At 69.6% G+C, this 12017-nt stretch carries 11 protein-coding genes and 1 pseudogene; 4 read left to right on the forward strand and 8 right to left on the reverse strand.

Annotation, left to right across the window (positions count from 1 at the left end; genetic code table 11):
- Window positions 1-183: 183 nt before the first annotated feature.
- Window positions 184-645, forward strand: coding sequence for a Panacea domain-containing protein (locus ACQ86L_RS03940; RefSeq protein ID WP_434317770.1), 462 nt, complete (start codon window positions 184-186; stop codon window positions 643-645).
- 97 nt (window positions 646-742) lie between these two features.
- Window positions 743-1075 (forward strand): hypothetical protein, encoded by a 333-nt coding sequence (locus ACQ86L_RS03945; protein WP_434317771.1) that lies wholly within the window; start codon window positions 743-745, stop codon window positions 1073-1075.
- Window positions 1076-1393: 318 nt separating this feature from the next.
- Here ACQ86L_RS03945 and acnA read toward each other — a convergent pair whose 3' ends face one another.
- From acnA to dut, 6 genes and pseudogenes are all read right to left on the reverse strand, one after another.
- Window positions 1394-4252, reverse strand: a complete 2859-nt coding sequence (gene acnA / locus ACQ86L_RS03950) for an aconitate hydratase AcnA (RefSeq protein ID WP_434317772.1) — start codon at window positions 4250-4252, stop codon at window positions 1394-1396.
- Between the two features lie 92 nt (window positions 4253-4344).
- Window positions 4345-5931, reverse strand: coding sequence for an HAD-IC family P-type ATPase (locus ACQ86L_RS03955; protein ID WP_434318983.1), 1587 nt, complete (start codon window positions 5929-5931; stop codon window positions 4345-4347).
- Window positions 5923-6716 (reverse strand): annotated as a pseudogene (locus ACQ86L_RS03960) (ATPase); the annotation flags it as partial. The pseudogene ACQ86L_RS03960 and the gene ACQ86L_RS03955, both read right to left, overlap by 9 nt.
- 27 nt (window positions 6717-6743) lie before the next feature.
- Window positions 6744-7538: a DUF3159 domain-containing protein gene (locus ACQ86L_RS03965; protein ID WP_434317773.1), complete on the reverse strand. Its 795-nt coding sequence runs from the start codon at window positions 7536-7538 to the stop codon at window positions 6744-6746.
- Window positions 7535-8173 carry a DUF3710 domain-containing protein gene (locus ACQ86L_RS03970; protein ID WP_345834777.1) on the reverse strand — a complete coding sequence of 213 codons (639 nt, stop codon included), beginning with the start codon at window positions 8171-8173 and terminating at the stop codon, window positions 7535-7537. Before ACQ86L_RS03970 ends, ACQ86L_RS03965 begins: the two co-directional genes overlap by 4 nt.
- Window positions 8170-8628, reverse strand: coding sequence for a dUTP diphosphatase (gene dut, locus ACQ86L_RS03975; RefSeq protein ID WP_434317774.1), 459 nt, complete (start codon window positions 8626-8628; stop codon window positions 8170-8172). The genes ACQ86L_RS03970 and dut overlap by 4 nt, the downstream gene beginning before the upstream one ends.
- Window positions 8629-8729: 101 nt before the next feature.
- Between dut and ACQ86L_RS03980 the strand changes: the two genes are divergently transcribed.
- Window positions 8730-9113 (forward strand): DUF3093 domain-containing protein, encoded by a 384-nt coding sequence (locus ACQ86L_RS03980; RefSeq protein ID WP_434317775.1) that lies wholly within the window; start codon window positions 8730-8732, stop codon window positions 9111-9113.
- A 44-nt stretch (window positions 9114-9157) separates the two neighbouring features.
- Here ACQ86L_RS03980 and ACQ86L_RS03985 read toward each other — a convergent pair whose 3' ends face one another.
- A complete protein-coding gene (locus tag ACQ86L_RS03985; protein ID WP_179605681.1) occupies window positions 9158-9451 on the reverse strand; it encodes a DUF4193 domain-containing protein in 294 nt (97 codons plus the stop codon).
- 205 nt (window positions 9452-9656) lie between these two features.
- Here ACQ86L_RS03985 and sepH point away from each other — a divergent pair, with 205 nt between their 5' ends.
- Complete coding sequence (gene sepH, locus ACQ86L_RS03990) at window positions 9657-10820, forward strand: septation protein SepH (RefSeq protein ID WP_434317776.1); 1164 nt, start codon at window positions 9657-9659, stop codon at window positions 10818-10820.
- Between the two features lie 14 nt (window positions 10821-10834).
- Here sepH and ACQ86L_RS03995 read toward each other — a convergent pair whose 3' ends face one another.
- Window positions 10835-11914, reverse strand: coding sequence for an alkaline phosphatase family protein (locus tag ACQ86L_RS03995; RefSeq protein WP_434317777.1), 1080 nt, complete (start codon window positions 11912-11914; stop codon window positions 10835-10837).
- Window positions 11915-12017: the final 103 nt, after the last annotated feature.

Genomic DNA, 12017 nt, shown 5'->3' on the forward strand with positions numbered 1-12017 from the left:
ACCTTCGGCACAACGGAAAAGCGGAGAACGCCCATGAGTCCACAGGCGCGCTGCGCAAGGGCGACTCTAGTGTCGGTGGCACATGACACTCTTGGCCCCAGTTCAAGTCAATGCAGGAGCCTCACTGGGCGGCTGACTACACTCGAAATAGATCAAACGCCTAACAGTCGACAGGAGGATGACATGGCTAGCGTGCTCGACGTCGCCGCTTACGTTCTCCAGAAGAGCGGACCGATCACCGCAATGAAGCTTCAGAAGCTGGTCTATTACGCCCAGTCCTGGCACGCGGTCTGGACGGATAGCCGTCTGTTCCCGGAGGACTTCGAGGCGTGGGCGAACGGCCCCGTCTCACCTGTGCTTTACAAGAAGCATCGCGGGCGTTTCACCGTCGATGACACACTTGAAGGCCTCGGCGACGCGAGCGCGCTCACCGCCGATGAGGCCGAGTCGGTCGACGCCGTCCTCTCGTACTACGGAACGATGCGCGCGGCACAGCTCATCGAGCTTACGCACCGCGAGCAGCCCTGGATGGACGCCCGAGGCGATCTTCTGCCCGGGGATCGAGGATTCGAGACGATTCCGTTTGCCGCGATGGCTGAGTACTACGGATCGCTTCATGCGGGCGCGAGTGCCGAAGAAGGCTAGGCGACCCGTCTCAGCAGGTGTTGCCGCTGAAGTCGTCCGCGCACCCGTGGCGTCGCCCGAAGGCCGCGCTGCCAGTGAACACCTGCGGTTCAGGTTCGTGGAGTTGGACCACAACTCGAAGTGGGCACTTCACAAGATCGACCGCAGCGACCATGAACGGCTCCTGAAGAAGCTGGGGAAGATCGAAGCCATGACGCCCGCTCAAGCGATAGCAAACCACGTGCTGTCGAAGCTTGACATGGGCGACTGCCCCAACAAGAACGCAGCCGCTCGGCTCGCGAACCAGTACGAAGGTCTTGACGTGCTGCATGAGCTCCGCGTTGAGCCCTCGCAGGATGGTCGGCTGCTGGGGCGACTGGAGAAGAACGTCTTCAACATCATCTGGTGGGACGCAAAGCACGAAGTCTGGCCCTCGCAGAACCGCCGGTAGCAGGCACTGCGGCTCAGCGTCGCTCCTGTGCCGCGATACTCACCAGTGATGAGCGACGCCGCGTTGCCTAGGGTGCGCTGGTCGGTCCCCGGAGGCAGCCCGCGCCGACCCAGCCAGAATTGGCCGTGGTGCCCGCAACGGGCGCATCCCGCGGCGGAGTGCCGAGAGGATGAGCGATCGCGGCTCGCGCGGCAGCTTGGTCACCGAGAGGTCGCGGGTTTGCAGCATCATCCGCCGGGCCACGGCTTAGCGCCCTGGCGGCGGCGAAACGCCCCGCCCGGACTATCCCCGGCGGGGCGTTCCTCACGCCAACGAGAATTACACCAGGCTCCGCAGGACGTACTGCAGGATGCCGCCGTTGCGGTAGTAGTCGGCCTCACCTGGCGTGTCGATCCGGACAACCGCGTCGAACTCGACGGCCTGCTTGCCGGCAGGCGACTGCTCGGTCGGCTCGGCCACGACGTGCACCGTCTTCGGCGTGCGGCCCTCGTTGAGCTCCTCCAGCCCGGTGATCGAGAAGGACTCGGTGCCGTCCAGCCCCAGCGAGTCGGCGTTCTCGCCGGCCGGGAACTGCAGCGGGACGACGCCCATGCCGATCAGGTTCGAGCGGTGGATGCGCTCGAAGCTCTCGGTGATGACGGCGCGCACGCCCAGGAGGCTCGTGCCCTTGGCAGCCCAGTCGCGCGACGAGCCGGAGCCGTACTCCTTGCCGCCGAGCACGACGAGCGGGGTGCCCTGCGCCTGGTAGTTCTGCGACGCATCGTAGATGAACGACTGCGGGCCGTCAGCCTGCGTGAAGTCACGCGTATAACCGCCCTCGACGCCGTCCAGGAGCTGGTTGCGCAGGCGGATGTTCGCGAACGTGCCGCGGATCATCACCTCGTGGTTGCCGCGGCGCGAGCCGTAGGAGTTGAAGTCCTTGCGATCGATGCCGTGCTCGTTGAGGTACTGGCCGGCCGGGCTGTCCGCCTTGATGGAGCCGGCGGGCGAGATGTGGTCGGTGGTGACCGAGTCGCCGAGCTTGGCGAGCACGCGGGCGCCGGTGATGTCGGTGACCGGGGTGGTCTCCAGCGTCATCCCGTCGAAGTACGGGGGCTTGCGCACGTAGGTCGACTTCTCGTCCCACTCGAACACCGAGCCGGTCGGGGTGGCCAGCGACTTCCAGCGCTCGTCGCCCTCGAAGACCGACGCGTACTGGGTGACGAACATGCCCTCGTTGATGGAGGAGTCGATCGTCTGCTGCACCTCGGCGGCGTCCGGCCAGATGTCCTTCAGGAAGATGTCGTTGCCCTCGGAGTCGGTGCCCAGCGGGTCGACCTCGAAGTCGAAGTTCATCGACCCGGCGAGCGCGTAGGCGATGACCAGCGGCGGGCTCGCCAGGTAGTTCATCTTCACGTCCGGGTTGATGCGGCCCTCGAAGTTGCGGTTGCCGGAGAGGACGGCGGTGACGGCGAGGTCGCTGTCGTTGACCGCGGCGGAGATCTCGTCCAGCAGCGGGCCCGAGTTGCCGATGCAGGTGGTGCAGCCGTAGCCGACCGTGTAGAAGCCCAGGGCCTCCAGGTCCTTGGTGAGACCGGCCTTCTCGTAGTAGTCGGTGACGACCTTCGAGCCCGGCGCCAGCGTGGTCTTGACCCACGGCTTGGCTTTGAGGCCCTTCGCGGCAGCGTTACGGGCCAGGAGGCCGGCGGCGAGCATGACCGACGGGTTCGACGTGTTCGTGCACGAGGTGATCGCCGCGATGGCGACCGCGCCGTGGTCGATCACGAAGTCCGTGCCGTCCGCCAGCTTCACCGGGGTCGGGCTGGAGGCCGTCTTCGGCGCGTGGCTGTGGTGCGTGTGCACGTGGTGGCTGTGGCCGTCCTCCGGCTGCAGCTCGCCCGGGTCGGAGGCCGGGAAGGACTCCGAGATGGTCAGGTCGACCAGATCGTGCGAGATGTCCGCGTAGTCGACCAGGTCCTTCTCGAACTGGGTCTTCGCCGAGCTGAGCTCGATGCGGTCCTGCGGGCGCTTCGGGCCGGCGATGGACGGGACGACCGTCGAGAGGTCGAGCTCCAGGTACTCGGAGAACACCGGCTCGTTCGCCGGGTCGTGCCACAGGCTCTGCGCCTTCGAGTACTCCTCGACCAGGGCGACCTGCTCCTCGCTGCGGCCGGTGAGGCGCAGGTAGTCGAGGGTCACGTCGTCGATCGGGAACATGGCGGCCGTCGAGCCGAACTCCGGGCTCATGTTGCCGATGGTGGCGCGGTTCGCGAGCGGGACCTCCGCGACGCCGGCGCCGTAGAACTCCACGAACTTGCCGACCACGCCGTGCTTGCGCAGCATCTGCGTGATGGTGAGCACGACGTCGGTCGCGGTCACGCCGGTCGGGATGGCGCCGGTGAGCTTGAAGCCGACGACCTTGGGGATGAGCATGGAGACCGGCTGGCCGAGCATGGCCGCCTCCGCCTCGATGCCGCCGACGCCCCAGCCGAGCACGCCGAGGCCGTTGACCATGGTGGTGTGCGAGTCGGTGCCGACGCAGGTGTCGGGGTACGCCTGGAGTTCGCCGCCGACCTCGCGGGTCATGGTGACGCGGGCCAGGTACTCGATGTTCACCTGGTGGACGATGCCGGTTCCCGGCGGGACGACCTTGAAGTCGTCGAACGCGGTCTGGCCCCAGCGCAGGAACTGGTAGCGCTCGCCGTTGCGCTCGTACTCGATGTCGGTGTTGCGCTCCAGCGCGTCCTCGGTGCCGAAGAGGTCGGCGATGACGGAGTGGTCGATGACCATCTCGGCCGGCGCGAGCGGGTTGATCTTGTCCGGGTCGCCGCCGAGCGAGGAGACGGCCTCGCGCATGGTGGCGAGGTCGACGATGCAGGGGACGCCGGTGAAGTCCTGCATGATGACGCGGGCCGGGGTGAACTGGATCTCGGTGTCCGGCTCGGCCTGGGGGTCCCAGCCGCCGAGGGCGTTGATGTGGTCGGCGGTGATGTTGGCGCCGTCCTCGGTGCGCAGGAGGTTCTCGAGCAGCACCTTGAGGCTGAACGGGAGCTTCTTGTAGCCGTCGACCGTGTCGATCTTGAAGATCGTGTAGTCCTTCGACCCCACCGTCAGAGTGCTCTTCGCACCGAAACTGTTTACAGCTGACACTGTGCCTTCTCCTTCGTCGGCAGGCGATGTCCCGCGAGCCTCATCCATCTTGGTCGTGCGTCGACGTCCCGTTCCAGCAAGGTAAGCCTAAGTGCTCGGCTCCGGAAAGTATCTTGACGTCAAGATAAAATCTAGCACGTTCACTCCCGGTCGAACACCAGGCCGCGCCGCCGCGCGAACCGGTAGAACAGCTCGATGCCGGCCGCCCCCACGGCGCCCACCGCGATCCCCCAGAGCAGCGCCGTATCGAGCGAGAGGTGCATCTCGAAGAAGTTCGCGGTGGCCGGGATGACGCACACCAGCACGAACGCCGCCGCCACCCCGCCGAGCAGGAACCACCGCCAGGTCGTGAGCGGCCGGGTGAGCACGCAGAGGATCCAGAGCGACACGCAGAACAGCGCGAGCGTGGTCACGCTGCGCGCCTCGTGCAGCGGGATGGAGCTGTGCAGCGGCGCGTACGCCACCACGGCCGTCAAGCCCGCGATGACACCGGTGGGGATGGAGTACCGGAGGATGCGCGAGAGCACGCCCGGCGTGTAGATGCGCTTGTTGGGCGCCAGCGCGAGGAAGAAGGAGGGGATGCCGATCGCGAGCGTCGAGACCAGCGTGAGCTGCCGCGGCAGGAAGGGGAACGGCCAGAGCACCACCGCGCTGAACAGCGCGAGCAGGATGCCGTAGACCGTCTTCGCCAGGAAGATGTTGGAGACCCGCTCCACGTTGGCGATGACCCGGCGGCCGGAGGCGAGCACGTCCGGCAGCCGGTCGAAGCGGTTGTCGAGCAGCACCAGCCGGGAGACGGCCTTGGTCGCCGCCGTCGCCGTCCCCATCGCGATCCCGAGGTTGGCGTCCTTGATCGCCATCGCGTCGTTGACGCCGTCGCCGGTCATCGCCACCGTGCGGCCCTGGCGCTGCAGCAGGCCGACCGCCGTGCGTTTCTGCTCCGGGCTGACCCGGCCGAAGATGCTGGAGCGCTCCAGCGCCGCCTCCAGGTCGTCGTCGGTCTCCAGGGTGGAGGCGTCCACGGCCTCGCCCTCCATGTTCAACGCCCGGGCGATGGCCTCCACCGTGACCGGGTTGTCGCCCGACATCACGACGACGCGGACCGCCTGCTCGCCGAAGTAGCCGAGCGTCTCCGGCGCCTCCGGCCGCAGCGTCTCGCCCAGCACGACCAGCAGAGCCGGCTGCACCCGCACGCCGTCGAGCGGCACGTGCGTGCCGTGCGGGAGCGGGTCGATCGCCTGAGCCAGCGCCAGCGTCCTGCGCCCGGTCGACGCGATGGACGTCGCCCGCCGCAGCGCCTCCTCGTGCCCGGCGAGCACGCGCTCGGGAGCGCCGAGCACCCACGCCGTCTCCTCGTCCGCCACGCGCATGACCAGCCCGCTGTACTTGGTGGCCGAGCTGAAGGGGATGCGCCGCTCGACGCGGAACCGATCGCTCCGGAAGCCGGTCGACAGGATGCCGGAGGTCGCGTTCCCGGTCTCGTCGGCCCCGAACGCGGCGAGCGCGATCTCCGCCAGCTCGGTGGGGACCTCCCCGATCGGCTCCGTGCCCTCCAGCACCAGCTCGCCGCTGGTGAGCGTCCCGGTCTTGTCGAGGCAGAGCACGTCGACGCGCGCCAGCACCTCCACGGCCGCGAGCTCCTGCACGAGGACCTTGCGCGCGGCGAGCTGGATGGCGGCGACGCCGAACGCGAGGCTGGTCAGCAGCACCAGGCCCTCGGGGATCATCCCGACCACCGCCGCCACCGCGTCGAGCAGCGCGCGCCGCCAGCGCGAGTCGGTGAACAGCTCGTTGAACCCGCCGTACGCGAGCACGCGGCCGATGATCGTCACCAGGATGATCGGGCCGAGGATCCAGGACAGGTAGACGAGGATGCGGTTGGTCGCGTCGCGCAGCTCGGAGTGCACGAGCGAGTGCCGGCGGATCTCGCTGGTCAGCTTGCTCGCGTAGGAGTCGGCGCCCACCGCCGTGACGATCGCGTAGCCCGTACCGGTGGCGACGTGCGAGCCGGAGAGCAGCTGAGCGCCCTCGTCCTTGAAGACCGGGTCGGACTCCCCGTCAGCAGTGACTCGTCCAGCGAGAGCCCGGTGCTCTCGGCCACCACCGCGTCGGCCGGGATCTGGTCGCCCGGGCGCAGCACCAGGAGGTCGTCGAGGACCACGTCCTCCAGCGCGATCGCGACGACCGCGCCGTCCCGGCGGACCCGGCTCTCCGGCGCCGCCAGCAGCGCCGCGCGGTCGAGCACGCGCTTGGCCCGCACCTCCTGCACGATGCCGATCAGGGCGTTGACGACGACGACCCCGTAGAAGAAGCCGTCCCGCAGGTCGCCGAGCAGCAGCACGGCGATGAAGCAGCCGGTGAGGATGCCGTTGAACAGCGTGAAGATGTTCTCGCGCAGGATGTCGGAGATCGAGCGCGACCCCGGCTGGCGCTGGAGGTTGACGCGGCCGTCCGCCCGGCGCTCCGCCACCTGCGCGGCGCTCAGGCCTTCCCTGGTCTGCGCGTCGAGCATCCTTCCCCCTCCTGGACGGTCCTGCGCCTAACCGGCGCTGTCGCCTTGCGGCTTCTGCGACTGCGGCTTCTGCGGGAACTGCCCCTTCACCACGAACCAGGTGATCAGCAGCAGCGGAGCGTAGAGGGGCACGCCCATCAGCAGCTTGGTGAGGGCGAGCGCGCTGGTGGCCGCGTCGGTGTGCGCCAGGTAGAGCGGCACCTGCACGAGCAGCCGAGCGGCGAAGAGCAGGAACCAGAGGAACGTCAGGGCCTGCATCACGCGGAACTTCGACTTCACCGAGCGCCAGGCGAGTCCGTCGCCCATCAGGTAGCCGGCGGCGAGGCCGATCAGCGGCCAGCGCACCAGGATCGAGATCAGGAGGGCGGCGGCGTAGGCGGCGTTCGTCCAGATCCCGAGGATGAAGTTGTCCTCGCCACGCCCGGTGATGAGCGCGAAGATGGCCGAGAGGCCGACACCGATCAAGCCGGCAAGTGCCTGCGTGACGGGTGTCTTGCCGACGATGCGCACCACGGTGAACACGACGGCCACCGCGACCGAGATGCCGATCGACAGCGGGACGTTCTGCGTGAACGTGAAGACGATCAGGAAGACCAGGCCCGGGAGGATGGTCTCCAGCAGCCCGCGCACGCCGCCGAGGGCCGCCATCAGAGCGGTGCCGGTCGGCGTCTCGCCGTCGACGAGCTGACCCATGCCCGAGCTCCGCGCGGCCTTCGCCAGGGACTCGCCGAGCGTGGAGGCGACCGGGTCGCGCTCCTCGTCGCCGGGCTCCGCCCGCTCGGGCTCGTGGTGCTGGTCGGTCACGTCACGGCCACCGCTCACAGCGAGCTGTATCCGCCGTCGCCGGCGGCCGGAGCCGAGGGCATCCGCAGCGGGATGAGGTCCCGCGGCGGCATCGGGGTGTTGCCGCGCACGACGACGATGCTGCGGAAGAGGTCCTCCACCAGGGCCGCGGCCTCCGGCTTCACGGCCGCGTCGCCGGCGATCACGCCGCGCAGGAACCAGCGCGGCCCGTCGACGCCGACGAAGCGCGCGACGCGGGTCTCGCCGGGCGCGCCCTGCGGCGGGGCGACGGGGATCTCGGCCACCAGCTCCGGGCCGAAGACGCCGTCGCGCTCGCTCACGCGGCCGCCCTGGCGCTGCACCTGTTCGGCGATCTGGCCGCGGATCTCGTTCCACAGGCCGGTGGAGCGGGGAGCGGCGAACGGCTGCACCTGCAGTGTCGAGTTGGCGTAGTCGAGGCCCACCGCGACGACGCGCTGCGACTCCTCCTCGACCTCCAGCCGGAGGTGGAGGCCCTCGCGCGGAAGGATCTTGACGCCGCCGAGGTCGACGTAGGGACGGACCGGGTTCGCCTCGCTGTCGTCGAGGGGACCTTCCGTCTCCCGATCCTCCGGTGCGGACTTGTCCACGTCCTGTGGCTCGGCCTCGCCGGGGGTGTCGATGCTGTCGGTCAAGCGTGTTCTCCTGCCTGCGTGACGGTGTAGCCGGACGAGCCGAAGCCCGCGGTGCCGCGGTGGCTGTCCGGGAGGGCGTCGACGGGGATGAACCGGGCCTGCGCGACCGGCATGACGATCAACTGCGCGATCCTGTCGCCGACGGCGATATCGTACGGCATCGACCTGTCCGTGTTCAGGACGGTCACCTTGATCTCGCCGCGGTAGCCCGCGTCCACGGTGCCGGGCGCGTTGACGATGGTGATGCCGTGCCGCATGGCCAGGCCGCTGCGCGGCACGACGAAGCCGAGGTAGCCCTCCGGCAGCGCGATCGAGACCCCGGTCGGGACGGTGTGCCGCTCCCCCGGGGCGAGCGTCACGGGCTCCGCCGCGCACAGGTCGGCGCCGGCGTCGCCGGGGTGGGCGTACACGGGAACACGGTCGGCGACGATCGGGACGTCCACGGTTTCTGTCACGTGTCGAGGGTAGTGCACGAAGGATGATCGAATAGTCCTATGGACCTCTACCGAGAACGGCTCTGGGCGACCCCTGGCTCTTCGTCTCCACCATCCTCGTCGTGCCTGCCGTGATGCTCGTCTTCGCCCCGATCAACTTCGCCGTCGGCGTCGTGCTGGCGATCGTCTTCTACGCCGCGATCGTGATCGCGCTGCTCGCCACCGCCCCCGTGATCCGGGTCACCGCGGCCGAGCTGACCGCAGGGAACGCGAAGATCCCGCTGGAGTTCATCGGGGAGCCGCTGGCGTTCACCGGCGAGGAGGCCACGATGGAGCGCGGGCAGCGGCTCGACGCCCGCGCCTGGCTGCTCATCCGCGGCTGGATCAAGCCGGTCGTGAAGGTGCCCGTGCTGGATGTGGACGACCCGGCGCCCTACTGGCTGATCTCAACAAGAAACCCGGACCAGCTGGTCCGGGTTCTCGATGAGGCCCGACGTCCTCTCTAGCCCCTCTCGGGGCAGGTCGGCGTCGTGGCGATGCGGTGCGCTGCTTACGCGGCGCACTCCATGCAGATCGGTCCGAGCTTCGTCTCGTGGTCGATCTGCGAGCGGTGCTTCACCAGGAAGCAGCTCACGCAGGTGAACTCGTCCGCCTGGGGAGGCAGCACCACGACGTCGAGGTCGAGGTCCGACAGGTCGGCACCGGGGAGCTCGTAGCCGCCCGGGTTGTCGGCGTCCTCGACGTCGACGACACCAGACATCTTGTCCGGAACTCGCTCCTTGAGGGCCTCGATCGACTCGGAGTCGTCCTCGGTCTTCCGCGGTGCGTCGTAATCCGTTGCCATGCCCATCCACTTCTCGTCGTAACGGCCGATTCTCGCAATCGGCGGCCATAGTTTGCATCAATCGCCTGCGAATAGCAAAACCGCGCAGGAGCCTCTCAGCGTTTGCTCGGTGTTCAACTTCCGGCACGCCCGCGGTATTCCCCGGAAGTCCCCCATTCCCGTGGCATTCTGGGCCGGAACGAACGCGAGCTCGGAAGGCATCACAATGCAGGATTTGAAGGTCATCGGGGTCGAGAACGGTGCGATCGTCGCCGTCGGCGACGACGGTGAACGCTTCCGCATCGCCGTCGACGACACGCTGCAGTCGAAGATCCGGCAGGTGCGGCAACAGGCGTCCGCCGAGGTCCCCAAACTGTCACCCCGCGAGATCCAGGCGCACATCCGCTCCGGGATGTCCGCCGACGACGTCGCCGCCGTCACGGGAGCGCCCCTGGACTACGTCCAGCGCTTCGAGGGCCCGATCGTGGCCGAGCGCGAGCACGTCGTCGCGAGCGCCCTCAGCGTGCCGGTCCGCACCGCCGCCGAAGTCGACCCGCTGGGCGAGCCCGACACGTTCGGCTCGGTCATCCGCGACCGCCTCGCCTCGCTCGGCGTGGCCGGCGAGCGCTGGGCGAGCTGGAAGGACGTCGAGACCGGCTGGATCGTGAAGCTCGAGTTCACGGCCGACGAGATCGACCACGACGCCCGCTGGAGCTACGACCTGCGCAAGCACGCGCTCGCACCGCTCAACTCGGAGGCGACCACGCTCTCCCAGGCCGGCGAGCTGCGCGGCGGCGCCCTCATCCCGCGCCTGCGCGCCGTCCTCCCGAACGAGGGCGAGCCGGACAGCTCCCGCTTCGACAGCGGCGCCTTCACCTTCCCGGCCCCGGGTGTCGACCTGCTCGGCCCGGAGGTCACCCAGCCGCTCGAGCCGCTGGAGCCGCACGCTCCCGGCCGTGCCAGCAACTCGATCGCGATCTCGGCCATCAAGCGCGCGGACGAGACGCCGCGCGACCTGCACCAGACCGCCGACCTCCTGGAGGCGCTGCGCCGCCGCCGCGGAGAGCGCGAGGCCGCCGGCTACGACGAGCCGGCCCCGCAGAACGACCGCGGCGATCGGAGCGGCCGCCACGAGCAGGTCGAGCAGCCGACGCTCCTCGACCCGATCACGCCGTTCCGGGTCATCGAGGAGTCGATCACCGTGATCGAGGAGTTCGGCCCGCCGCCCGCGTCGCCCGCCTCCGGCGCCCCGACGCCTCCCCCGCCCGCGCCGCTGTCCGCCACACAGGAGCAGACGCCGGTCGCGCCGGGACGCCGCAAGGGACGCGCCGCGATGCCGAGCTGGGACGAGATCGTCTTCGGCGCACGCACGGACGACGACCTGGCCTGAGCGCCGCCTGAGGCCTAGCCCGCCGCGCCGAACCGCAGCAGCGGCACCCGCGTCTCCTCGACCGTGAGCGAGCCATGCTGGCCGATCATGCTGCGCCCGGTGCGCTGCGGGTCGCGGGAGTCGTAGTAGGCGATGCGCTTCCGGGCGGCCACGAGCACGTCGCCGATCCGCGGGGCGACCTCCGGCGCGACGGACGGGCCGAACCAGCCGGCCTCGATCGCCTCGGCGCGGGTCGCGACCCAGGAGCGGCCGCCCTCCACCTCCCGCCAGCGTGCAGCCACGTCGTCCGCGCTCGCGCCGTCCTCTGTATAGAGGTGCAGCAGCCGCGGCTCGCCCGCGACCTCCGCGACGCCCTCCAGCAGCTCCGGGGCGGTGTCGTAGAGCACGTGCCCGCTCTCGGGGATGTCGACGATGCCGTGATCCGCGGTGACCAGCACGCCCTGGCCGGGACCGAGGGAGGCCGCGAGCCCGGCGACCAGCGCGTCCAGGGTCTCCAGCTCAGCCGTCCAGCGCGGGGACTCCCAGCCGCGCGCGTGGGCGACCTGGTCGAGCTCGGCGACGTAGAGATAGGTGAGCGCGGGCCCGGGCGTGCGGAGCACCTCCCGCGCGGCGTCGAAGCGGTCGGCCATCGTGCGGCCGCCGATGAACTCCGCCCCGCGCAGGACGGCGTGGGTGAAGCCGGAGTCCGCGTACGCGGGCACGCCGAGCGCGAACGAGGCGACGCCGTCGGCAGCGGCCCGCTCGAAGACCGTCTCAGCGCGCTGCCAGGTGGCCGGGTCCATCCGGTCGTCCCAGCCGTTGAGCTGGTTGGTCAGCCGGCCCGCGTCGTCACGGACGCGATAGCCGACCAGTCCGTGCTCCCCCGGCGTCGTGCCGGTGGTCAGCGTCGCCAGCGCGGCGGCCGTCGTGGTCGGGAACCCGGCGTCGATCGTGGTCGTCTTGCCGAGCCGGGAGGCCAGGGTCCTGCCGTGCCCCTCGCGCGCCCGCAGCGCCGCGGCGCCGAGGCCGTCGACCACGACGACGACCACGTGCTGCAACGGAGGGAGCCCGAGGTCGTTGCCCTCCCCACGCAGCGCCCCGAGGGAACTCGGCATTACCGTGGCGAGGCTCGCTCGGGTGGAGAACGCGGCCGGTAGCATGGGGGGCATCCGGCCCAGTCTGTCACAGCTGGACGGACGGGAGCCGTCGAACCCGCGT

This window comes from Leifsonia sp. P73, from assembly GCF_051059105.1.
Lineage (GTDB): Bacteria > Actinomycetota > Actinomycetes > Actinomycetales > Microbacteriaceae > Leifsonia.